The sequence below is a fragment of the Nesterenkonia cremea genome, from assembly GCF_014642675.1.
GTDB lineage: Bacteria > Actinomycetota > Actinomycetes > Actinomycetales > Micrococcaceae > Nesterenkonia > Nesterenkonia cremea.
In genome coordinates this window covers 133110-156644 of record NZ_BMIS01000007.1, presented here as the reverse complement: position 1 = coordinate 156644, position 23535 = coordinate 133110, and the positions used below count along the sequence as shown (strand labels likewise).

Sequence of the window (23535 nt, the reverse complement as noted above, 5' to 3'; positions counted from 1 at the left end):
GCATGAAGCGCATCCTCATCGCCAACCGCGGCGAGATCGCCGTCCGCGTGATCCGCAGCGCCCGCGAGGCCGGCTACTCCACCGTGGCCGTCTACGCGGACCAGGACGCCGCGGCCCTGCATGTGCAGCTGGCCCACACCGCCGTGCCGCTGCACGGCAGCACCGGCGCCGAGACCTACCTGGACATGGAGAAGATCCTGGAGGCCGCCCGCAGCACCGGCGCCGACGGCATCCACCCCGGCTACGGGTTCCTCTCAGAGAATGCCGACTTCGCCCGTGCGGTGGTCGAGGCCGGCCTGGTGTGGATCGGCCCCAAGCCGGAGACCATCGAGCAGCTGGGCAATAAGGTCACCGCCCGTGAGCTCGCCGTGAAGGTGGGCGCCCCGCTGGTGCCCGGCAGCGACGGGCCGGTCTCCACCAGCGAGGAGGTCCGCGCCTTTGCCGCCGAGCACGGCCTGCCGGTGGCTGTCAAGGCCGCCCACGGAGGCGGCGGCCGCGGCATGCGGATCGTGCGCACCGAGGCCGAGATCGATGAGGCCTACGTCTCCGCCGTCCGTGAGGCCGAGACCGCCTTCGGCCGCGGCGAATGCTTTGTGGAGCGTTTCCTGGACCGCCCGCGTCACGTGGAGGCTCAGGTCATCGCCGACTCCCACGGCAACGTGGTGGTGGCTGGAACCCGCGACTGCTCCCTGCAGCGCCGAAACCAGAAGCTGGTGGAGGAGGCCCCCGCACCCTTCCTGGACGAGGAGACCCGGAACCGGATCCACGAATCCGCCCGCGCCATCTGCGCCGAGGCCGGCTACCTGGGCGCCGGAACGGTGGAGTACCTGCTCAGCCCCGACGGCGTCCTGTCCTTCCTGGAGGTCAACACCCGTCTGCAGGTGGAGCACCCGGTCACCGAGGAGACCTCCGGCGTGGACCTGGTGGCAGAGCAGCTGCGCATCGCTGAGGGCGAGCGGCTCTCGGTCACCGAGGACCCGACGCCGGCCGGTCACGCCCTGGAGTTCCGCCTCAACGCGGAGGAGCCCGCCCACGGCTTCCTGCCCACCCCTGGGCCGGTGGAGCTGTTCCAGCCGCCCACAGGCCCGGGCATCCGAGTGGACACCGGGGTGCGCAGCGGAGACGAGGTCTCCGGAGCCTTCGACTCGATGATCGCCAAGCTGATCGTCACCGGACCGGACCGGGCCACCGCTGTGCGCCGGGCTCAGATGGCGCTGGAGGAGGTGCGGATCGAGGGCCTGCCCACGGTCCTGCCTTTCCACCGCACCGTCCTGGAGGCCGCCGGCTTCCGCGCTGAGCAGGGTTCAGAGAGCTTCGCCGTGCATACTCGCTGGATCGAGGGTGACTTCGAGGAGCAGCTGGCGGCTTCCGAGCACCTGGCCGCCGCTGCGCGACACCGCGAGCACCGGATGGAGCGGGTCACCGTGGAGCTCGACGGCCGCGCCGTCAGCCTGGGTCTGCCCGCCGCGCTGCGCCGCCTGCTGGGCTCCGGAGCCGCCGACGCCGACCCCGGCAGCGCCGCACCGGCCGCCCAGGAAGGCGTGGTCACCGCTCAGATGGCCGGAAGCCTGGTCAGCTGGGCCGCAGACGATGGAGCTCAGGTGCAGGAAGGCGAGGCGCTCGCCGTCGTGGAGGCTATGAAGATGGAGTCCACGCTGACCGCGCCGGCCTCTGGAATCTTCACCCGTGAGGACCTGGAGCCGGGTGCCGCGCTGCGTGCCGGGGATGTGCTGGGCCGCATCAGCTGAGCCACCCTGATGACCAGGCCTCTCTGACCGGCCCTCCCGGTCGGCGTCGTGACCTGCTGAGTCAGCTTCGCCGCCGTCTGGGAGGCTTTCCCTATAGATTGGTGGAATGACTCACGACGTCGTCTGGAGCGAGCTGTCCGTCGAAGGGATCAGCGAGCACGCCTACGGGCCCGATCGGGTGGCCGAGGCGCTGCGCGAGCGGATCTCCGACGGGCTGATCCAGCCCGGCACCAAGCTGCCCGAAGTCCGGCTGACCCAGCAGCTGGAGGTCTCCCGACATACGCTGCGCAGCGCCTTCCAGATCCTGGCGGGGGAGGGGCTGGTGGAGCGGCTGCCCAACCGCGGGGTCTTCGTCCATTCCCCGACGCCGGAGGACATCCAGGAGATCTACCGGGTCCGGCGGATCCTGGAGCCCGGCGCCGTGCGCGCAGCCGTGTTCACCCCCGGAGCCATCCGAGCGATGCAGGAGATCGTGGCCCAGGCGCGCCAGGCCAAGGAGGACGGCGACGTCGACGGGATGGGCCAGGCCAACCAGCAGTTCCACCGCACACTCATCGCCCAGGCGCAGAGCAGCACCCTGGAGACGCTCATGGAGCAGGTTCTGGCCCGGATGCGGCTGGTCTTCCACGCCAAGCGAGGCGAGCTCTCCTTCCACCACGCCTATGTGGAGCGCAACGGGAAGCTGGTGGAGATGCTCGCCGCCGATCAGCGCCAGCAGGCGGAGGAGTATCTGCTCGACTACCTCGACGCCGCGGAGCAGGAGCTCCTGGACCATCTGCGCCGTGTGTAAATTCCGCGTTAAATGAGCGGAATTGTCCAACAATCCGTTGCCCTGATTGTTGGACAACTATTAGTGTGAGCGCCATGACAGACTCCACCGAGAAGAAGGGCCCCACCTTCGCCGCCACACGGCGCACAGCGATGCTCGGGGCCATGTTCCTCATGGCGGTCAGCGCCGTGGGGCCCGGGTTCATCACCCAGACCTCCGAGTTCACCATGCAGTTCGGTGCAGCCTTCGCCTGCGCCATCCTGATCTCGGTGATCGTGGACATCGCCATCCAGATGAACGTCTGGCGGACCCTGGGAGTCTCCGGACTCTACGCCCAGGAGCTGGGCAACCGGCTGCTGCCCGGTCTCGGCTGGGCGCTGGCCGCACTGATCTTCTTCGGCGGCATCGTCTTCAACGTCGGCAACATCGCCGGTGCGGGCCTGGGCATGAACGCCATGCTGGGCATCAACGCCGAGCTCGGTGGCGTCATCTCCGTGGCCATCGCCATGGCCATCTTCCTCTCCAAGAAGGCCGGCGTGGCTCTGGACCGCGTCGTCGTGGTCTGCGGCGCCGTGCTGATCCTGCTGATGGGCTACATGGCCTTCACCACGAACCCGCCGGTGGGCCAGGCCCTGACCGAGACGGTGGCCCCGGTGCTCCCCGAGGGTGAGAACATCAACACCTTCTTCTTCGCAGTGACCACGCTCATCGGCGGCACCGTGGGCGGCTACATCACTTACGCCGGCGCCCACCGCCTGATCGCCTCCGGGCACACCGGCCGGGAGAACGCCCAGCAGATCGGGCGCACCTCGGTGATGGGCATCATAGTGGCCAGCGTGATCCGCTACCTGCTGTTCCTGGCCATCCTGGGCGCGATCACGGCCTACGGCACCCTGCAGTCCACCGACTACGACAACGTGGCCGCCTCCGCGTTCCTCACCGTGTTGGGAGAGTGGGGCCTGAGGGTCTTCGGCATCGCCTTCTGGATCGCGGCGATCACCTCCATCCTGGGCGCGACCTACACCTCGGTCTCCTTCATCACCACGCAGAAGACCTCCCCGCGGGTACGGGCCTGGATGTTCGCCGGCTTCCTGGTGCTGACCTGCGGTGTCTACCTCTCACTGGGCCAGGCCCCGCAGACTCTGCTGATCATGGCCGGTGCCTTCAACGGTGTGGTGCTGCCGCTGGGCTTCGCCGTCATCCTGGCCGCAGCCTGGTTCAAGCAGAGCTCCCTGCTGGGCGGCTACCGCTACCCCAAGTGGCTGCTGGTCTCCGGCACGGTGGTCTGGCTGCTGACCATCTACATGGGCGCCAACTCGCTGACAGGCCTGGCTGAGCTCTGGCAGGGTGGATGAGTATGAGCGCCCCGGAGCATGACCTGGCCCCCGCCGCGGCCCGTGAGCAGTTCCGGGCGGGCCTGCGCCGGCCCACCAGTGGCTTCAGTCCCGGCTATGCCCAAGCGAACCTGCTGGCGGTGCCGTAGGAGCTGGCCTTCGACATGCTGCTCTTTGCCCAGCGCAACCCCAGGTCCTGCCCGGTGCTCGGTGTGCTGGAGGCCGGTCAGGTGGAGTCGGAGCTGCTGGCCGGCGGCGACATCCGCACCGATCTGCCCGCCTACCGGCTCTACCGTGAGGGCCAGCTGGTGGCCGAGCCGCAGGACGTCCTGGAGCATTGGCGCGAGGACCTCGTGGCCTTCCTGATCGGTTGCAGCTTCACCTTCGAGACCCCGTTGCTGGCCGCGGGCGTCCCCATGGCTCACATGGACCAGGGCGTGAACGTGCCCATGTATAAGACCTCCATCCGCTGCCGGCCCGCCGGCGCGCTGTCCGGCCCCATGGTGGTCTCCATGCGGCCGCTGCCGGCGGACCGGATCGCCGACGCCGTCCGGATCACCTCCCGCTATCCGGGAGTCCACGGCGCCCCGGTGCATATCGGCTCCCCGGAGGAGATCGGGATCAAGGACCTCTCCGCCCCGGACTTCGGTGACGCCGTGGAGATCCCGGAGGGCTGGACCCCGGTGTTCTGGGCCTGCGGTGTGACCCCTCAGGCCGCGGTCATGGAGTCTGCTCCGGAGCTGGCCATCAGCCACGCCCCAGGCCACATGCTGATCACCGACCTCCCCGACGCCGAGCTCCAGGTTCCGTGACGTCGCGGTCCGCAGGCTCGCTAGGCTGAGGTGCATGAACACCTACGCCCAGCCTGCTGCATACCAGTCGCTGCCCGGAGGTCCGCTGGACGCGGACCGCTCCTTCTATGACCGTCTGGCCGCTGCGGGCCGGACGCTCACCCAGGAGTTCGAGATCCCGGTGCGCTCCGGACAGGCCTGGGAGGTGCCGGCCGGCTCGGTGGTGAGGATCAGCTCGGTGGAGGGCCCGCAGGTGGGTGACCTGAACATGTGGAGCCGGCAGAATCCGCGCGAACGCTTCTGGGCCTCGCGGACCCGCCAGCTGCAGCGGGCATCGATGACCACCTATGACCGCTTCTGGTCCACGCTGCCCTATCTGCGGCCGATGGCCACGGTGATCGCCGACTCCCTGGCTGAGCACCCCGACACCGAGGTCATCCACGATCTGCTGGGCACACGCTGCGACCCGTATGTGAACCGCATGCTGGCCGGCTACGACTTCGACCATCACTGCCACTCCAATCTGACCCGGGCCGTGCAGCCCTATGGGCTCACCGAGTTCGACGTCCACGATGTGCTCAACGTCTTCCAGTTCGCCGGCCTCAACGAGAACCGGGAGTACTTCATGGACTCCTGCCCAGCTCGTCCGGCCGCTGAGGGGCGTCAGGCCGACCACTTCGAATTCTTCGCCGAGATCGATCTGCTCTGCGCCCTGTCCACCTGCCCGGGAGGCGATCTCTCCGTGCATATGTGGGGCCCGGAGGCCGCCAGCACGCAAGAGCAGCTGGAACACTGTCACCCGCTGCGCGTGGAGGTCTTCTCCGTGGAGGAGCAGGTCCTGCTGAGCTGGGAGTCGCCCGCGCCCGCGGCCTATCAGGGCAAGGACGGCCGCAACGGCCTGCGCCCGGTCCCGCACGCCCGGGCTTCCAGCTGAACCCGGCACACACTGAGCGCGCCGGCGTCGGACCCCAGCCCACCCTCATCGGACTCTCAGCTGGGGCGTTTATCCTGGAGTGTCCCCACCGCCGTCGCGAAAGTGCCGCCACCTATGTCTTCTCCGGCTGAAACCGCTGAGCAGGAACCCCGCGAACGTCAGACCTCCCTGCCCGGAAACCTCATCCGCGGCGGCCTCATCGGCATTGTGGAGACCGTCCCGGGAGTCTCCGGCGGCACCGTCGCCCTGGTGGTGGGCATCTATGAGCAGCTGATCGCCTCGGCCTCCCATATGGTCTCGGCGCTGCGCACGCTGATCACCGGCCCCGACCGCGTCAGCGGTGCCAAGGCGCACCTGGCCGAGGTCCGTTGGCGGGTCGTCCTGCCGGTGGTGATCGGCATGGCGCTGGCGGTCTTCACCGTCGCCGGCCCCATCTCCATTGCCGTGGAGAACCATCCCGAGCTGACCCGCGCGGCCTTCTTCGGCATGGTCCTGGCCTCCCTGGCTGTTCCGCTGCGCATGGCCGGCAAGGTTGGGGGCAAGCACGTCCTGGCCGGCATCGTGGCCGCCGTGCTCACCTTCTGGCTGGTCTCGCTGCCGCCCACCGATGTGGAGGCCAGCGCGCTGACCATCATTCCCGCGGCGGCCGTCGCCGTCTCCGCGCTGATGCTGCCGGGACTCTCCGGCTCCTTCCTGCTGCTGACCTTCGGTCTCTACGAGCCCACGATGAACGCCGTCTCCGAGCGCGACTTCGGCTATCTGGGCCTCTTCGCGGCGGGCATGCTGATCGGCGGCATCATGATCGTGAAGGCCCTGCGCTGGCTGCTGGCCCACCACCATAAGCTCACCCTGATCGTGCTGACCGGCGTCATGGTGGGCGCCCTGCGCGTGCTCTGGCCCTGGCAGGACGAGGACCGCACGCTCCAGGCCGTCGGCCCCGAGTGGCCCACCGCCCTGGGGCTCGGCCTGGCCGGCTTGGTAGTGGTCGCGGCTCTGGTGGTCGTGGACGCCCGTCTGGTGAAGAAGCAGCAGCGCGATGCCGACGTCGCCCACTGATGGTCACACTCCCGCAGCGGGCCGTTCCGGCGATCCTGAAGCTCACCGGGCGCAATAAGGTCTTCTGGGACCGCGAGGCCGCCGAGCAGCGCGTGGAGGACCGAGTGCTGCGCCCACGCTCCTTCGCCCCGCCCAAGCGGCTGCGCGCCGAGGTCAGCATCACCCGCGAGGAGATCCGCGGCTGGCCCGTCTACACGATCACGCCCCGGGCCGCCGGGGGCGAGCCGCAGGGCAGCACCGTCTTCGTCCACGGCGGCGGCTGGGTCAATGAGATCGTCGCGCCGCATTGGCAGCTGGCCGCCAGCATCGCCGCGGAGAACGCCACCACGGTCACCGTGCCGATCTACCCGCTGGCCCCGCGGGGCACCGCGGAACAGGTGGTGGACGGCGTCGTCGCCCTGGTCCGCGAGAGTGTGGACAGGGGAGCGGAGACGCGGCTCTTCGGCGACTCCGCCGGCGGGCAGATCGCACTCTCGGCCGCTCTGCAGCTGCGCGATGCCGGCATCGTGCTGCCGCGGACCGTGCTGCTCTCCCCGGCGCTGGACCTGACCTGGAGCAATCCGCGCATCGACCTGGTCCAGCCCAGCGACCCCTGGCTGGCTCGGCCCGGCGGCCGGCACTTCAGCGAACTCTGGCGCGATTCCCTGGAGGTCACCGACCCCCGAGTGAGCCCGCTCTATGGAGACCTCAGCGGACTGGGGCCGCTGTCCGTGTTCATCGGCACCCGGGACATCCTCCAGCCGGACACCCAGCTGCTGCACCAGGCCGCAGAGGCCGCGGGCGTGGCGATCGACTTCTATGAGCGCAAGGGTGAGGTGCACGTCTACGCGCTGCTGCCCACCGCCTGGGGCCGAAGGGACCGGCAGAAGATCATCGAGGCGCTGCGCCCGGAGCAGGTCGGCGGGTAGGAAGCGGGTCGCCCAGAGCCCGGTCCGCTCAGTGCTTGAAGTGCACGAACAGCCGCCCGAAGTTCTTGCTGTCCTTCTCCACGCGGTGGTACCGGGCCTTGATGTCCCTGCGGTCCAGGAATCGCAGCACCCGTTTCTTCAGCTGACCGCTGCCCTTGCCCGGGATGATCTCCACGGTCTTGACCTTGGTCCGCTCGGCCTCGTCGATGATCTCGGCCAGCGCGCGGTCGATGTCGCGGCTCTTGTTGTAGATGTCGTGCAGGTCGAGTGTGAGTCGCTTGGACATGGCAGGATCTGGCCCCCTCCGGCGTACCTGTGCTGTCGATCTGTGCCACCAGCCTACAAACACCGACGCCGCCCACTGAGGACGTTTCTGCGCAGTTTCGCCTGCGAAAACATCTGATCACCGTCGGATCACCTCCCCGCCCCGTCTCACCGGGGTACCAGGGAACGCATCTGGCGCGCAGCTGCCTCCAGGGCGCGGCAGATCTGCAGGAGGCACCACTCTGAGGCGCAGGTGAAGCTCGGTCCTGCCCGCCGGTCCGAGCAGTTCTGCAGTCCCACACTCCGGGCTGGATGTTTCTCCCATTGCCGCCGGTGACCAGGCACAGTAGGTTCAACGCCAACGCATCGCCTGACCACTCGCACAGGAGTACCCATATGAGCACAGTGACGAACGCAGAGCCGGAGCGGAAGGGGGTCCGTCGGTTCCTGCGCTTCCCGCACACCTACGTCCTGCTGATCATCATCACCCTGGTGGCGGCAGCCCTGACCTACCTCATCCCGGCGGGCCACTTCGACCGCGCCGAGGACCCGGACTCCGGCCGCGAGGTGGTGGTCCCGGGCTCCTACGAGCAGGTCGAATCCTCACCGTTCAACCCGCTGTTCTTCCCCATGGCGATCGTCGAGGGCTTCGTCGAGGCCGCCGACATCATCTTCTTCATCCTGATCCTGGGCGGCGCCTTCCAGATCATCATGTCCAGCGGAGCCATCCACAGCCTCACCGGGCGCATGGCCAAGGGCTTCGGCCGCTCCCCGGTGCTGGTGATTCCGGCCTTCCTGCTGACCCTCTCCATCCCCGGCTTCACCATGGGCATGAGCGAGGAGACGCTGATCTTCGTGCCGCTGGGCATCCTGGTGGCCCGCGCCCTGGGCTATGACGCCATGGTGGGCACGGCCATGGTCCTGCTGGGCACCACCATCGGCTTCACCTCCGGCATCTTCAACCCCTTCAACGTGGGCGTGGCCCAGGCCATCGCCGATGTCCCGATCTTCTCCGGCGCCGGCTTCCGCTTCCTGGTGCTGCTGGTGCTGATCACCGTCACCAGTCTCTGGCTCATCCGCTACGCGCGGAAGGTGAAGCTGGACCCGGCCAAGAGCATCGTGGCCGAGCTGGAGCAGATGCAGGCCGGCGAGGACGCCCAGGAGCTGCTGGAGCAGAAGATCCAGGTCCGCCACATCCTTGCCGTGGCCACGCTGGTGGGCGGCATCGCCCTGCTGCTCTGGGGCATCAACGTCCACGACTGGTACCTGATGGAGATGTCCGCGGTGTTCTTCGGCGTAGGCATCGTGGCCGGCTTCGTCTGCGGCTACGGCCCCAGCCGCTCGGCCGAGGAGTTCGTCAAGGGCGCCCAGGGCATGATCATGGGTGCGCTGATCATCGGCTTCGCCCGCGCCATCATCGTGGTCCTGGAGGATGGGGCCGTGGTGGACACCATCGCCGACGGTGCGGCCACCGCCATCGAGGCCCTGCCCGGCCCGGTGCAGATCGTGGGCATCTTCATCTTCCAGGCGCTGTTCAACCTGGTCATCGCCTCCGGCTCCGGCCAGGCCACGGTGACCATGCCGATCATCGCCCCGATGACTGACGTCCTGGGCCTGGAGCGCCAGACTGGCGTGCTGGCCTTCCAGCTGGGCGACGGCATGACCAACATCATCAACCCCATGCAGACCTCCCTGATGGGATCGCTTGCCGTGGCCGGCATCGCCCTGCAGAAGTGGTTCCGGTTCATCTGGCCGCTGCTGCTGATCTGGCTGACCACCGGTGCCCTGCTGGTCACCGTGGCGGCGCTGATCCAGTACTCCTGAGCCCCCGACGCCGGCCGCGCACCATCCGACATCCATGTTCCAGAAAGGACCCGCTCCAGCATAACCGACCCCTCCGCCGCCCGCGCCCTGAGCCGCTGCGATGAGCTGGCAGGCATCACCTCCATGGAGGGCGGGATCCTGCGAACCTACCTCTCCGAGGAGCACCACCGGCAGAACGATCTGGCCGCCTCTTGGATGCAGGAGGCCGGACTGAGCACCCGCATCGACGCCGCAGGCACGCTGATCGGCAGGATGGAGGGCCGGGAGCCCGGTCTGCCCGCGCTGCTCCTGGGCTCGCATCTGGACTCGGTGCCCGGTGCCGGCCGCTATGACGGGCCGCTGGGTGTGATCATGGCCCTGGAGGTCATCCACCGGCTGGCCCCGCACCGCGATCAGCTGCCCTTCGCTGTGGAGGTGGTGGCCTTCGCCGATGAGGAGGGCAGCCGCTTCGGCAGCGGGCTGTTCACCTCCTACGCCATGGCGGGGGCCTGGCAGCAGGACTGGTGGGAGCACACCGATGACCAGGGGCTCACGCTGCGCGAGGCCTTCGAGTCCTTCGGTCTGGACCCGACGCGCATCGGCGAGGCCGCTCGCGCCCCGGAGGAGATCCGCGGCTACCTCGAGGCCCATATCGAGCAGAGCACCCAGCTGGAGGAGGCCGGCCGCGCCCTGGGCGTGGTGACCTCCATCGTGGGGGAGCGCTGTTTCACCCTGACCGTCACCGGGGAGGCCCGACATGCCGGCGGCACTGCGTATCACCACCGCCGCGACGCCCTGGTGGGTGCCGCGGAGATGATCGCGGCCGTGGAGGAGATCGGCCGGCGTCGGGAGGTGGTGGCAACCGTCGGTCAGATCGAGGCCGCACCGGGAGCGGTCAACGTCATCCCGCGCGAGGTGGTCTTCAGCATCGACCTGCGCGCACCGGCCGATGCCCCGCGGGAGGCCGCCTGGGAGGAGATGAGTGCCCGGCTCCACGAGCTGGCCGAGGCCAGGGGGCTGCGGCTGACTGTGGAGGAGTTCCTGCGTGCTCCCGCAGTGGAATGCTCAGCCCCCCTGCAGAAGGTCATCGCCGCCGCCATCTCCACCACCGACGACGCCGGCGCGGAGGACCCGCTGCACACCTACTCGCGGGCCGGCCACGATGGGGTCGCGATGTCCGAGGTCACTGAGATCGGTATGCTGTTCATCCGCTGCACTGGCGGGATCTCCCATCACCCTGATGAGCATGTGACCGCCCCCGACGTCGCTCTGGGCATCCAGGCCTTCGAAGCCGGTCTGGGAGCTGGCCCGCAGCTGAAGATGGGCCTCGCTGACAACGGGTCGGGCCAGCGGGTTCAGCTGGGCAGGCTCAGACCTTCGCCTCGGCCGCCGGATCGGTCCACTTCCCGGACTTCACGCCGCGGTGGTAGATCATGCCCGAGGTCAGCGAGATCACGAACAGCACCGCCATCGGGATCAGGATCCACATGACGCTGCCGGTGGCGAACATGATCGGGATGGAGACCGCGGTGATGAGTCCGCCGCCGAAGAACGGCTCGAAGAACAGCTGCTTATAGCCGAAGGCCTCCAGGGCCGGGGACTTGTCGTCCGGATCGGCCACGCGCAGCAGCGCCAGCCCGGTGGCGGTCACGCCCATGGACTGGCCGAAGTCGGCGATGCCGCGCTCCAGCCAGAAGGCCGGGATGATGCGCGGGGTGAAGTAGAGCAGCATGAACGTGGAGAAGGCGACGCCGGCGACGGAGAGGATCAGGAAGGTCTGCCAGTAGTCGGCGATCACCGTCAGGGAGATGGTGGCCAGGGCGGCCACCACCAGGATGTCCAGGGCCAGGCCCTGGATGCGCTTCATGGTCTCGTGGTCCAGCAGGTGGGAGTTGCCGGTGCGGTCCAACAGGATCTGGATGAGCACGCCACCGATCATCGCCAGCGGGAACAGCGGGACGTAGCCCAGCAGGGTCAGGCCCTCACCGTCGGCACCGGGCCACACAGAGCCGGGCTGGCCCCAGAGCTGGTCCTCCACCCAGATCAGGCCCTCCAGGATGAGCCAGCCCAGGATGATGGCCAGGCCCACCACGGCCACGTGCAGGGTCAGCGGCTCGATGGAGGAAGGACGGGCGGTCATGCGTCCGGTGTGGACGGTCTCATCATCGGAGTAGAGGCCGCGCAGCTCGGAGTCGGACTGCTCGGAGACGTTCTTGATGACCTGGGTGCGACCGGTGCGCACGCCCCAGTTGATCACGGCGATGCCGATCAGGATGGCCGAGACCAGGCCCACAGTGGCCATGGCAACTGCCAGGTCGGTTGCCTCTGGGATGCCCATGTCGTCAAAGGCGGGCTGCATGCCGGCGGCGGTGCCGTGGCCGCCCTCGAAGGCGATCTCGATCAGCGCGCCGAGGAGCGGGTCCACTCCGAAGACAGGGGCCAGCACCAGCAGTGCGAGCAGGATGCCCACCACGTACTGACCGGAGCCGTAGGCCACGCCCACCGACAGCTGAGGCCCCACCAGCTTGGCGGCACGCTTGGGGGAGGGGATGCGCGCGCCCAGGAAGAGGGTCGCGAAGACCACGGAGATCAGCAGCCCGGGCAGCATGCCCCAGACCTCGTAGATCTCATCGGTGAAGAGGCCGCCGTTCTGCAGCCAGTCCCAGCCCATCGTTCCGCCCAGCCGGCCCAGGACTTCGGGGCCGACCAGCAGACCCAGGAAGCCGGCCACGATGGCGCTGGGCAGCAGCAGCTTCTGGATGGCGGGAACCTTCACGCGCAGGTACTTGCCGAGCAGCATGACAGCCGCCAGCAGCACGACGGCGAAACCGACTGAATCGGGACTCATAGAGGAACCTTCTCTCCCGGGTCACGGGACATTCTTCACAAGCACCCCGGGCCGGGGGCCGCGGGACAGTCTAGAGGGTGAAGCCTGGATCACAGCACCAGCGACCTCCCGACCGCCTATCGGCGTCCCTCTTCCAGGGACAGCTGGCCCCGAAATCGGCCTCCGGAGGGGTCAGATATCCCTGGTCAAGGGACGCAGATGCATCAGAGAGCATCGGCCCGATGTCATTCCTGCGTAACCCGTGCTCGGATAGACTGGCGGCATCGCGTGAACGCGACCACAACTCCATACGCCACGTCCCCTGTGCGGGAGAGTTCGGCGGGCCTATGCGCTCGCCGGCGCCGAAGGAGCAATATCCTCCCCGGGAATCTCTCAGGCACCTGTACCGCGCAGGGGTGGCGACTCTGGAAAGCAGCCGGGCGTCCTTCTGCCAGGACGCCTGCTCACCCAAGGTGCAAGCCGCCTCCGCCCTGATCAGCAGGGTGGTCGGCGGTGAAACTCTCAGGTCTTCTACAGAGTGGGGGAGGGACACCCAGCAACGGCTACGCTCCCGGAAGGTTCCCCCATGAGTTCCCAGCATCCCGGTTCCACCGCGCCGCTGAACGGCTTTGCCGCTCGGCATATCGGCCCCTCAGCCTCCGCCGCCGAGCAGATGCTCAGCACCCTCGGCTACGACTCCCTGCAGCAGCTGGTGGACAGCGCCGTGCCCGCCGGCATCCTGCAGGACCAGCAGCTGGACCTCCCCGAGCCGCTCAGCGAGGCCCAGGCGCTGGATGCCCTGCGCGACTACGCCTCCCGCAACACGGTCAAGGACCAGATGATCGGTCAGGGCTTCTACGGCACCCACACCCCGCAGGTGATCCTGCGGAACATCCTGGAGAACCCCGCCTGGTACACCGCCTATACGCCGTATCAGCCGGAGATCTCCCAGGGCCGTCTGGAGGCGCTGCTGAACTTCCAGACCATGGTGGCCGATCTGACCGGCCTGGACATCGCCAACGCCTCCCTGCTGGATGAGTCCTCCGCCGTGGCCGAGGCCATCCTGCTGATGCGCCGGGCCAACCGGAAGAAGGCCGAGGCCCCGGTGGTGGTGGACACCGACATCTTCCCGCAGACCCGCGCCGTGGTGCAGGGCCGGGCCGACGCCCTGGGCATCGAGGTCATCTTCCACGACGTGGTGGGCCAGGGCCTGCCCGAGGGTGAGATCAGCGGCCTGGTGCTCCAACAGCCCGGAAACTCCGGCACCGTGGCCGACCACTCGCACCTCATCGCCGAGGCCAAGGAGCGCGGCGCGCTGGTCACCGTGGCCGCAGATCTGCTGGCCCTGACCCTGGTCACCCCTCCCGGCGAGCAGGGCGCGGACATCGCCGTGGGCAACTCGCAGCGCTTCGGCATCCCGCTCTTCTTCGGCGGCCCGCATGCCGCTTTTATGGCGGTGCGCTCCGGCATTCAGCGCCAGCTTCCCGGCCGTCTGGTGGGCGTCTCCAAGGATGCGGAGGAGCGTCCGGCCTACCGTCTCTCCCTGCAGACCCGCGAGCAGCACATCCGCCGCGAGAAGGCCACCTCCAACATCTGCACCGCCCAGGCCCTGCTGGCCGTGGCCGCCTCCATGTATGGCGTCTACCACGGACCCGAAGGGCTGACCCGGATCGCAGAGACGGTCCACGCCCAGGCCCGCGGCCTGGCACAGGCGCTGCGCGAGGCCGGCCAGCAGCTGGTCACCGACTCCTTCTTCGACACCGTCCAGGTCCGCCTGGGCTCGGAGGCCTCCGCAGAGGCGGTGCTCTTCTCCGCCGAATCCAACGGCGTGAACCTGCGCCGCGTGGATGAGACCACAGTGGGCATCAGCGTGGACGAGACCACGACGCCGGCCCAGCTGGCGGCCGTGCTGGAGGCATTCGGCGCCGCGGACAGCGCGCATCAGCAGGCCGAGACCGCTGAGCATGACCGGGCCTTCCCTGCGTCGCTGGCGCGGACCAGCGAGTTCATGACCCACCCGATCTTCCACGAGATCCGCTCCGAGACGCAGATGATGCGTTACCTGCGGAAGCTCGCCGACCGCGATCTGGCTCTGGACCGGACCATGATCCCGCTGGGCTCCTGCACCATGAAGCTCAACGCCGCCACCGAGATGGAGGCCATCTCCTGGCCCGAGTTCGCCGGGATCCACCCCTACGCCCCGGCGCATCAGACCGAGGGCTGGCGGGCGATGATCGCTGACCTGGAGTCCAAGCTCACGGTGGTCACCGGATACGCCGAGGTCTCCATCCAGCCCAACGCCGGCTCCCAGGGAGAATACGCCGGTCTGCTGGCCATCCGCCGCTACCACCTGGACAACGGCGATGCCGACCGCGACGTCTGCCTGATCCCCGCCTCCGCCCACGGAACCAACGCCTCATCCGCCGTGCTGGCCGGTCTGCAGGTAGCCGTGGTGGCCACCGCCGAGGACGGCACCATCGACCTGGAGGACCTGGACGCGAAGATCGCCCAGCATCCGGACCGGATCGCCGCGATCATGCTGACCTACCCCTCCACCCACGGAGTCTACGAGGCCGATGTCCGTGAGGTCTGCGGCAAGGTCCACCAGGCCGGCGGCCAGGTCTACATCGACGGCGCCAACCTCAACGCACTGGTGGGGCTGGCCCAGCCCGGAGAGTTCGGCGGCGATGTGTCCCACCTGAATCTGCACAAGACCTTCTGCATCCCGCACGGAGGCGGCGGGCCCGGTGTCGGGCCGGTCGCCGTGGCGGAGCATCTGCGGCCCTTCCTGCCCACCACTGAGGTGGGTGCCGGTTGGGCCACCGACGCCGACGGCCAGGTCCGCGGGGGAGCGCCGGTGACGGCCACTCCCTTCGGCTCGGCCGGTGTGCTGCCGATCAGCTGGGCCTATATCGCGATGATGGGAGCTGAGGGGCTGACCCGCGCCACCGAGTATGCGCTGCTGAGCGCGAACTACATCGCCGCGCGGCTGGCCGATCATTTCCCCACCCTCTACACCGGGGAGAGCGGGCTGATCGCCCATGAGTGCATTCTGGATCTGCGCGAGCTGACCAAAGTCTCGGGCATCACCGCCGAGGATGTCTGCAAGCGGCTGATCGACTACGGCTTCCATGCGCCCACACTGGCCTTCCCGGTCAACGGCACGCTCATGGTGGAGCCCACCGAGTCGGAGGATCTGGGGGAGATCGAGCGCTTCATCGAGGCCATGGTCTCCATCCGCGCAGCGATCCAGGAGGTCATCGACGGTGCCGTGACCCAGGAGGACTCGCCGCTGCGCTGGGCTCCGCATCCGGCCGCCGTCGTCGGCTCTGACCAGTGGGGCCGGAGCTATGGCCGCGAACAGGCCGCCTTCCCGGTGAAGGGGCTGCGCCAGGACAAGTACTTCCCGCCGGTGAGCAGGATCGATGGCGCCCACGGTGACAGGAACCTGGTGTGCTCCTGCCCGCCGCCGGAAGCCTTCGAGCTCTGAAACGCCCACCCAACCCTGCCAAACCCGCGCTTTACCAAGCATATCTCGCTTTACCCCTGCAGATCGGGGCAGGTAGACAGAGAAGCGCTTGGTAGAACGAGAGAGACGATATGACTGACCTCAGAGAGACCGCCCTCGCCGGAGAGCATGAGGAGCTGGGCGCCAGCTTCACCGACTTCGGCGGATGGAAGATGCCGCTGAAGTACACCTCCGAGCTGGAGGAGCACCATGCGGTGCGCACCACCGCCGGACTCTTCGACCTCTCCCATATGGGCGAGATCCGCGTGGTGGGACCCGACGCCGGCACCTTCCTCAACACCGCACTGGTGGGGAACCTGGCCGCCATCCGCGTGGGCAAGGCAAAATACTCGCTGATCTGCCGCGAGGACGGGGGCATCCTGGATGACCTCATCGCCTACCGGATCACCGAGCAGGAGTACATGGTGGTGCCCAATGCGGCCAACCGCGAGGTGGTGGCCGCCGCCCTGGAGGAACGCGTCCAGGCCTTCAACGCCGCCCAGGGCTCGGAGACCGAGGTCTGGGACGAGTCCGAGGGCATCAGTCTGATCGCCGTCCAGGGGCCGAAGTCCCAGGACATCATCTCTTCCGTGGTGCGGCTGGATGAGACCTACATCGTGGAGGAGCTGGGCTACTACGCCTCCGCCACAGTGACCATCGGCGGGCAGGAGGTGCTGCTGGCTCGCACCGGATACACCGGCGAGGACGGCTTCGAGCTCTTCATGCCCAATGACAAGGCCGGCGCCCTGTGGCGGTCCCTGCGTGAGGCCGGGGCGGACTTCGGGCTGACGCCCTGCGGTCTGGCCTGCCGGGACTCGCTGCGGCTGGAGGCCGGCATGCCGCTCTACGGCAATGAGCTCTCCACGGAGCGGGTCAGCTTCGAGGCCGGCCTGCCCGTGGTCTCCTTCTCCAAGGGGGAGGACTTCGTGGGCCGGGCCGCCCTGGAGGCAGCAAAGGCTGAGGGCCGGGGTAGGACCAGCGGACAACGCCTGGTGGGGCTCAAGGGTCTGGGCAGGCGGGCCGGCCGCTCCGGATACTCGGTGGTGCTCCCGGAGGAGACCCCCGACGCCGACCATGCGGCCGGCGAGGCTGAGCAGCCCAGCCGCCTGGTGGGCGTCGTGACCTCCGGGCAGCCCAGCCCCACGTTGGGACACCCGATCGCGATGGCCTACGTGGATGTGGCGCATACAGCGCCGGGCACGCGCCTGGACATCGATCTGCGCGGCAGACCTCAACCCTTCGAGGTTGTGGAGCTGCCGTTCTACTCCCGCGGCTGAGCCACGCACGCCCTGAACATGGCCCACTCACCGGAGCTGACGCCGGGACACCGGGGCTGGGGCCGCAGCCCCGTGTCAGGGCTCGATGAAGCCCAGCTGCACGGCACGTATCAGGAGCTGGACGCGGTCACGGGTCTCGAAGCGGTCGTTGAGTCTCTGCAGGTATTTCTTCACCGTATCTTCGGCCAGGAAGAGCTCATCAGCGATCTCGGCATTGCTGTATCCGCGCCCCAGCAGCTTCAGCACAGCGAGCTGGCGCTCGGGAACTTCTGGGATGTTGTACCGGCTCAGGGACCGGCGGATGCTGGCGCTGTCCCGGGCTGCCTCCAGGATGAGGTCTTCGGCCACCTTCGGCGAGAGTGGGACCTCCCCGGAGGCGACGCCGCGGATGGCTTGCAGGAGCTCCTCGGCCCGTGCGGATTTGAGCAGATAACCGCGGGCGCCGGCCTGAAGGGAGCGTACGGCGTAGAGCTCCTGATCGAAGGTGGTCACCGTCAGCACAGCGGCTGTGGGGCGGTGCTGGAGGATCTCCGCAGTCGCTTGGATGCCGTCCTTCTCCGGCATCTGGATGTCCATGACGATGACGTCCGGCTCGGTCTGAAGAGCCAGTTCGACGGCTGACGCTCCGTCGTCCGCTGTGCCTGCGCAGGTCATGTCTGGGGCGGATTCTATATACCCCTTGACTGCTTCACGCATCAGAGGGTGGTCATCGGCGACCAGAACGCTCAGCAGGCCCATCGGCCGGTCCGTGTGTTCGCGCAACGTGTCCTGAGTGATCACCGGATCGACTCTATCCGCTTCTCGGAGGGACGTGGGTCCTGCTGCAGAGGATATGCACGAAAGTGGACTTCGGATTCGCCTACCACTTCCTTAACATCAACTGTATGAAGACATATCCTCGAAAGTGGACACGGGTCGCCATGGTATCGACCCTCTCGGCCTGTGTGGTTTCCTTGACTGTGGCTGTCTCACCCGCGCACATCCACGGTGAGACTCGGACCGCGCCCCCTGAGATTCCCGAAGGATGGACTGCGAGTGTTCAGGAGAAGACAGGCGCCGATGAGGGGGTGCAGACCCGCTCCGGGGCGAACCAGTTCTTCTGTCAGTACGTCGACCCCTTCTACTGCGACTGAGCGACCCCGCAGCTCAGCTCCCCGCAGAGGTTCTCTGCGCCGCGGAGCCCAGCGCCCCGAACGTTTCCTCCTGGCGATCATCACGGTGATGTCTGCCGCCTGGCTCGCTGCCAGCATCATGGCTGTATGGGCCTCGGGAGATGTGCTGGCCCCGCGGTCACTGCTCTCCATCTCGCTTCTGCTGGTTGCGCTCTCTGTGCTCTGGCTCTCGGTCTCCGCGGCCGCCGTCGTGGGGCTGGCAGCAGGTGTGTTCAGCGTGGTGATGGGTTCTGCGGCCCTTGAGCAGGCCATGTTCCTGGTTTTGATGGCGGGGATCTGTGCCTACTTCTCCCGGCCGCCGGTCCGGTGGGTGTTCCTGGCCGCCGCCGGCGTCTGGTCCGCTTGGTATGCCTCCCATCTGCACGAAGTCTCCGCGCAGATCTTCGTGTTCGGCAGCATGATCGTCCTGCTGCTCGGGGCCTATGCTCTCGGAACAGGAGCTCGCCGGCTCCGTGAGAAGCAGGAGCAGGACAGGCGTGAGTTGGAGGCGGCCGAACGTCGGCATCGGGAGTCCCTGGCTGCTGAACGCAGAAGCTTGGCGCGGGACCTGCATGACGTCGTCGCCCATGACATCACCGTGATCGCGATGCAGGCGGAGATGGCGCGGCTGGGTCAGGACGACGCGCTGATCCGCAGGACGATGCGTCGAGTGGGAGAATCATCTCGGGCCACTTTGGAGGACCTGGGGCGCATCGTCACCGTGCTCTCAGGAGATGACACAGGCCATGAGGGCGGCTCCGAAAGGGGCCACCGGCTCACTGTGGTGGACGGACTGGAGAAGTTTCGGCTGGAGCTGGAATCTTTGGGGATCCGCACCCGGACTCTCCTCTCCGGCAGCTGGGAAGGTGTGTCTCCGGCGGTGGAACGCTCGGTCTACCGCATCCTGCAGGAGTGCTGCACCAACGTCATCAAATACGGCGCGCGCGGCGCCGACGCCGCATGCACCCTCTCCGCGGAGATGACGGCAGAGGGCATCGAACTCTGCGTGACCAATTCGCTCCCAGCACAGCAGCGGGACGAACGCGACATACCGTTCAGCTCCGAGGAGGGCCTGCGGAACATCCGCAAGCGGGCCAGCGAGTTCGGAGGCCGGGTCGAGGCAGGGGTTACGAGCCCCGGAACCTGGAAGACCAGAGTGTCGAACCTTGGAAGAACCTGATTTGTCTCCCAAAGGGGACTACATCCGGCCGGTGCCGTGACCATAGCGTGATCGTCGGGGGGACGTAGCACACGTTTCCTCTGAGCTCATCGGATCAGATGGCTGCAGACATGACCATGCACGAGAGGAATGCATGCAACCCGACAACGTTCCGCAGAAGCCCGGGAGGATGGGGCCCAAACATCCTGTTCCGAAAGGGCGCTGGCTCAGTGCGTCCGTCTCCCTGGGTGTCATATCCACTCTGACCGTGGGCGCTCATGCAGTGCCGGCGTCGGCAGCAGTGGACAACCACCCGGAGGAAGCCGCCGAGGCATCCGCCAGCATCGTCGACTCCAGCATCCTGGGGACCGGTCTGGCCGGAGGCGGCCGTTCCGAGGCCACCTGGGACGCCGATCCCGGCCCCAACGGAGAGGCGCTGAACGCAGACGCGTTGGGCTCCGAGGTCATCCAGCTCGGTGATGTCGAAGTTCCGCTGACAGACTTCGTCGACTTCGGCGAAGTCGGCGCTCTGGAGTCCCAGTCTGAGGCCAGCGGTCCGCAGGATGCACGGGCGGTCACCGGTGTTGCCGGAGCAGACGGCTCTGTGCACCTGGACGGTTCTGAAGCTGACTTCGGCGCCGCCCACATCGACCTCCTCTCCCTGATGGAGCTCTCCGGTGCCAGCGGTGTGACAGATCTGATCGTCGACGAGGCTTCCCTCTACCTCGGGGCCGGCGGCGCTGAGGTCATTGCAGAGGATGGAGAGTTCCTGGACCAGGACGGCGTCGGCGGTCCGGGTCAGTACCGCGCCGGCGAAGCCAGCATGGTCCTGCAGTCCCCTGCAGTGGAGGAAGCTGCGGGAATGATCTATGACACCATCGGTGAGATCGACGCTGAGGTGGAGGATCAGGTCAACTCCCTCTTGGACTTGACGGACATCCTCGATGCCGTCCCCGGGGACACCTCCGTGGATGCTTCGGTCACTTCCGAGATGCAGGAGGAGATCTTCGAAGCTGTGCTGGCGGAGCCGATCACCACCAACAACGAGGTGCTGACGATCGACTTCTCCACCGGCACGATGGAGCTCCACCTCGACCAGCTCCTCTCCGGCGAGATGCGGCCCGATCAGCCGACGGGCATGAACAACCAGAACCCCAACACTGAGCTGATCGACGATGAGATCTACCCGATGATCGCTGAGACGGTGCACGACGCGATGGAGGAAGTCACCGACATCGTGCTCGGCGCAGTCGAGGGTGCTGCCGGCAGCGTCACAGTTGATCTGGAGGCCACCGTCGGAGACACCGTGGCCTCCTGGGGTGTGAACCTCATGGATGAAGAGGTGCGGCCGCTGGAGTGCGAGGGTGGGACTCTCACCTGCACCACGCTGGAGACCACCGTCAACACGGTCATCGCACCGCTGGTCGACACTGCTCTGGTCCCGGCCCGTGACTTCGTGATCGGCGACGCCGGCCAGGAGGTCTTCGATCTGCTGGTCCGCGACATCAAGACCAACTCGATCACTGTTCCGATCCGTGGAGCGCTCGAGCCCTTCATCGAGATGGCCGCTGAGGTCGTCTCCGTGCAGCTGAACCGTCAGGTCGAGGAGACCTGCGAACTGCCTGACGGCACTGAGGCCACCGAAAGCCTCGAAGTCTCTGCCATCAGCGTGGGCTTCCTGCAGGCAGCCGATGCCGGACGTCTGGACTTGGGTAAGGCCGGTGCCCGCATCGACGCCTGCGAGACTGACGACGACGGCGAGCTCGACCTCGACCTGACGGTGGATCCTGCTGAGGTCGATCCCGGAGACAGCACGGATGTCGCTGGAACCGGTTTCACCCCGGACAGCGCCGCCACCGTTGAGCTGGTCGATTCGGAGGGCAACCCCGTGGGGGACCCCGAAGAGGTCACCACGGATGAGGACGGCGCGTTCGATCTCTCCTTCCCTGTTCCGGAGGATGCGGAGCCCGGTGACCTCGTCGTGCGCGTCACGGATGAGGAGAGCGGTGAGCAGACTGAGGTCCCGCTGACAGTCATCGATCCATCTGACGACGGTGCCGAGGACGGCACTGACGACGGAGCCGAGGACGGCACTGAGGATGGTGTTGAGGACGGCGTCGAGGACGGCACTGAGGATGGTGTTGAGGACGGCGTCGAGGACGGCACTGAGGATGGTGTTGAGGACGGCGTCGAGGACGGCACTGAGGATGGTGTTGAGGACGGCGTCGAGGACGGCACTGAGGACGGCGCTGAGGATGGAGGCGACGACGGCGCTCCGGCTCCGAGTCTGACTATCCAGCCCGACACTGCTGAGCCCGGTGACACCGTCACTGTCGAAGGCGGCGATTTCCCTGAGGACTCCACCGGAACCCTGGAGGTGACCGATCCGGAGGGTGACGTCATCGACACCGTCGAGGGCATCGACTTCGGCGACGGCGACATCTCCGAGTCCTGGACCATTCCAGAGGACACCGAGCCTGGCGTCCTGATCTTCACCATCACCGATGACGAAGATCCAGAGATCGGGGCTTCCGAGGTGGTCGACGTGGTCGACAGTGACGCTGCGGACCAGCCCGCCGTCTCCGTGCAGCCGGAACAGATCCCGGCCGGCGGTCAGGTCACCGTCGCAGGTGACTCCTACGTGCCCGGTTCCACGGTGACCCTGGAGATCGCCGACCTGGACGGCAACATCATGGACAGCGTGGAAGAGACCCCGGTCTCTGAGGACGGGTCCGTCTCCATCACCTGGACCGTCCCGGAAGGTGCTGAACCTGGGGCGCTGATCGCTCATCTGACTGACGACGAGGATCCGGAGGTCACCTCCGCGGGCAGCTTCGACGTCATCGATGGTGACAGCACTGTGATCGATCCGAACCTGACTGCCGAGCCTGAAGCTCTGCAGCCCGGTGAAGAGCTGTCCCTCCAGGGGTCCGGCTACTACCCGGGCCGGACGGTAGAGGTGACCATCACGGATGCAGATGGTGAGCCCGTCGACACCGTCGAAGGTCTCGAGGTCGGAGAGGACGGACTCTTCTCAACCAGCTGGACTGTCCCCGAGGGCACTGAGCCCGGGGGCCTGTTCATCACGGCTGCAGACACCGAGGACCCGGAGATCTCAGACGCCATCAGCGTCTCCGTCACCGAGGGGCCGGCTGACGAGGCCCCGACGCTGTCGGCGGAGCCGCGCAGCGTCGCTCCGGGTGAGGAGGTCGTCGTCACCGGCGGGAACTTCGCCCCGGGCAACACCGTGGAGCTCGAGTTCACCGACTTCGACGGAGAGGTGGTCGCCACCGACTCTGCCGAGGTGCAGGAGAACGGAACCTTCTCCGTGACGTGGACCGCTCCGGCTGAGCTGAACAATGCTGTGATCCAGATCTCCGCCACAGATCCGCAGACCGGAGACAATGCCTGCGGCGTGGTCGAGGTCGTCGATGAGGCAGCGACCGGTCAGCTCGGCATCAGCGTCGAGTACGCCCAGGTCCAGCTCGGTGCCGAGCAGATCGGCTACGCCACCGGATACGCGCCTGGGACGGAGGTCAGCGGTGTGATGAACAGCGATCCGACCATCGACCTGGGTGCTGAGACCGCTGATGAGGACGGCGTCGTGACCTTCACCTGGGAGGTCCCGGAGGAGGCTGAGCTCGGCGCCCACACCTTCAGCGTCGTTGCTGAGGGCTATGACGAGCAGGCTGTCACCTTCCAGGTGACAGATGGTCAGGGCGAGGCGCATGGCGACGGCGCGGGCATCGGCACAGTCGATCCGCAGGACAGTTCCGCCGGATCCGGCGGTGACTCTTCCCAGCCGTCCGGCGGGCTGGCAGCCACTGGTGTGAGCGGGTTCGCAACGCTGGCCGGCCTGGCGCTGCTGGCGCTGGCAGCCGGTGCAGGTGTGCTGTTCTTCAGCCGGAGGAAGAACACAGCTGCAGAATGATCCATCACGGGGCATCTCATTGAGATGATCCGGGGTCCAGAGTCGAGGGCGGTCGCGTGACGTTGAGTTGTGCGG

Annotated in this window: 14 protein-coding genes, 2 pseudogenes and 1 riboswitch; of the genes and pseudogenes, 13 read left to right on the top strand and 3 right to left on the bottom strand. The window is 67.4% G+C overall.

All coding sequences use genetic code 11. The annotated features are described in order from the left end of the window. Positions 1–2: 2 nt before the first annotated feature. From IEW85_RS09300 to IEW85_RS09270, 7 genes and pseudogenes are all read left to right on the top strand, one after another. Positions 3–1748: an acetyl/propionyl/methylcrotonyl-CoA carboxylase subunit alpha gene (locus IEW85_RS09300; RefSeq protein ID WP_188684974.1), complete on the top strand. Its 1746-nt coding sequence runs from the start codon at positions 3–5 to the stop codon at positions 1746–1748. A 106-nt stretch (positions 1749–1854) separates the two neighbouring features. Then, the gene (locus IEW85_RS09295) at positions 1855–2538 is read left to right on the top strand and encodes a GntR family transcriptional regulator (RefSeq protein WP_188684971.1); all 684 of its coding nucleotides are present in this window, start codon (positions 1855–1857) and stop codon (positions 2536–2538) included. Positions 2539–2612: 74 nt separating this feature from the next. After that, on the top strand, positions 2613–3872 hold the full coding sequence (locus IEW85_RS09290; protein WP_229658928.1) for an NRAMP family divalent metal transporter: 1260 nt from the start codon (positions 2613–2615) through the stop codon (positions 3870–3872). Further along, a pseudogene (locus IEW85_RS09285) lies at positions 3869–4663 on the top strand (putative hydro-lyase). Before IEW85_RS09290 ends, IEW85_RS09285 begins: the two are co-directional and overlap by 4 nt. Positions 4664–4697: 34 nt before the next feature. Continuing rightward, positions 4698–5576 (top strand): urea carboxylase-associated family protein, encoded by an 879-nt coding sequence (locus tag IEW85_RS09280; protein ID WP_188684969.1) that lies wholly within the window; start codon positions 4698–4700, stop codon positions 5574–5576. Between the two features lie 114 nt (positions 5577–5690). Continuing rightward, entirely contained in the window at positions 5691–6632 is a 942-nt protein-coding gene (locus IEW85_RS09275) for a DUF368 domain-containing protein (protein ID WP_188684967.1), read from the top strand. After that, a complete protein-coding gene (locus tag IEW85_RS09270; RefSeq protein ID WP_188684965.1) occupies positions 6632–7540 on the top strand; it encodes an alpha/beta hydrolase fold domain-containing protein in 909 nt (302 codons plus the stop codon). The genes IEW85_RS09275 and IEW85_RS09270 overlap by 1 nt, the downstream gene beginning before the upstream one ends. Positions 7541–7568: 28 nt before the next feature. On the opposite strand, the gene IEW85_RS09265 is transcribed toward IEW85_RS09270, so the two are convergent. Continuing rightward, a complete protein-coding gene (locus IEW85_RS09265; protein ID WP_188684963.1) occupies positions 7569–7826 on the bottom strand; it encodes a Smr/MutS family protein in 258 nt (85 codons plus the stop codon). Between the two features lie 374 nt (positions 7827–8200). On the opposite strand from IEW85_RS09265, the gene IEW85_RS09260 reads away from it, so the two are divergent. Both IEW85_RS09260 and IEW85_RS14370 read left to right on the top strand, forming a co-directional pair. After that, positions 8201–9628 (top strand): YfcC family protein, encoded by a 1428-nt coding sequence (locus tag IEW85_RS09260; protein ID WP_188684961.1) that lies wholly within the window; start codon positions 8201–8203, stop codon positions 9626–9628. 30 nt (positions 9629–9658) lie between these two features. Next, the gene (locus tag IEW85_RS14370) at positions 9659–11098 is read left to right on the top strand and encodes an allantoate amidohydrolase (protein ID WP_308420880.1); all 1440 of its coding nucleotides are present in this window, start codon (positions 9659–9661) and stop codon (positions 11096–11098) included. A gap of 586 nt (positions 11099–11684) precedes the next feature. On the opposite strand, the pseudogene IEW85_RS14635 reads toward IEW85_RS14370, so the two are convergent. Further along, positions 11685–12455 (bottom strand): annotated as a pseudogene (locus IEW85_RS14635) (sodium/glutamate symporter); the annotation flags it as partial. A gap of 296 nt (positions 12456–12751) precedes the next feature. Continuing rightward, positions 12752–12853: riboswitch (glycine riboswitch) on the top strand. Between the two features lie 167 nt (positions 12854–13020). Between IEW85_RS14635 and gcvP the strand changes: the two are divergent. Both gcvP and gcvT read left to right on the top strand, forming a co-directional pair. Then, positions 13021–15924: an aminomethyl-transferring glycine dehydrogenase gene (gene gcvP, locus IEW85_RS09250; RefSeq protein WP_188684957.1), complete on the top strand. Its 2904-nt coding sequence runs from the start codon at positions 13021–13023 to the stop codon at positions 15922–15924. Positions 15925–16034: 110 nt separating this feature from the next. Beyond that, on the top strand, positions 16035–17219 hold the full coding sequence (gene gcvT, locus IEW85_RS09245) for a glycine cleavage system aminomethyltransferase GcvT (RefSeq protein WP_188684955.1): 1185 nt from the start codon (positions 16035–16037) through the stop codon (positions 17217–17219). A gap of 75 nt (positions 17220–17294) precedes the next feature. On the opposite strand, the gene IEW85_RS09240 is transcribed toward gcvT, so the two are convergent. Then, positions 17295–17999, bottom strand: a complete 705-nt coding sequence (locus IEW85_RS09240) for a response regulator transcription factor (RefSeq protein WP_188684952.1) — start codon at positions 17997–17999, stop codon at positions 17295–17297. A 441-nt stretch (positions 18000–18440) separates the two neighbouring features. Here IEW85_RS09240 and IEW85_RS09235 point away from each other — a divergent pair, with 441 nt between their 5' ends. Next, entirely contained in the window at positions 18441–19550 is a 1110-nt protein-coding gene (locus IEW85_RS09235; RefSeq protein ID WP_188684950.1) for a sensor histidine kinase, read from the top strand. A 247-nt stretch (positions 19551–19797) separates the two neighbouring features. Then, positions 19798–23460 (top strand): choice-of-anchor G family protein, encoded by a 3663-nt coding sequence (locus tag IEW85_RS09230; RefSeq protein ID WP_188684948.1) that lies wholly within the window; start codon positions 19798–19800, stop codon positions 23458–23460. The last annotated feature ends 75 nt before the right edge of the window (positions 23461–23535 follow it).

What these genes read in the sequence shown, in the direction of transcription:
- IEW85_RS09300 (WP_188684974.1), top strand. Translation starts at nt 3, where the DNA reads ATGAAGCGCATCCTCATCGCCAACCGCGGCGAGATCGCCGTCCGCGTG.
- IEW85_RS09295 (WP_188684971.1), top strand. Translation starts at nt 1,855, where the DNA reads ATGACTCACGACGTCGTCTGGAGCGAGCTGTCCGTCGAAGGGATCAGC.
- IEW85_RS09290 (WP_229658928.1), top strand. Translation starts at nt 2,613, where the DNA reads ATGACAGACTCCACCGAGAAGAAGGGCCCCACCTTCGCCGCCACACGG.
- IEW85_RS09280 (WP_188684969.1), top strand. Translation starts at nt 4,698, where the DNA reads ATGAACACCTACGCCCAGCCTGCTGCATACCAGTCGCTGCCCGGAGGT.
- IEW85_RS09275 (WP_188684967.1), top strand. Translation starts at nt 5,691, where the DNA reads ATGTCTTCTCCGGCTGAAACCGCTGAGCAGGAACCCCGCGAACGTCAG.
- IEW85_RS09270 (WP_188684965.1), top strand. Translation starts at nt 6,632, where the DNA reads ATGGTCACACTCCCGCAGCGGGCCGTTCCGGCGATCCTGAAGCTCACC.
- IEW85_RS09265 (WP_188684963.1), bottom strand. Translation starts at nt 7,826, where the DNA reads ATGTCCAAGCGACTCACACTCGACCTGCACGACATCTACAACAAGAGC.
- IEW85_RS09260 (WP_188684961.1), top strand. Translation starts at nt 8,201, where the DNA reads ATGAGCACAGTGACGAACGCAGAGCCGGAGCGGAAGGGGGTCCGTCGG.
- gcvP (WP_188684957.1), top strand. Translation starts at nt 13,021, where the DNA reads ATGAGTTCCCAGCATCCCGGTTCCACCGCGCCGCTGAACGGCTTTGCC.
- gcvT (WP_188684955.1), top strand. Translation starts at nt 16,035, where the DNA reads ATGACTGACCTCAGAGAGACCGCCCTCGCCGGAGAGCATGAGGAGCTG.
- IEW85_RS09235 (WP_188684950.1), top strand. Translation starts at nt 18,441, where the DNA reads ATGTCTGCCGCCTGGCTCGCTGCCAGCATCATGGCTGTATGGGCCTCG.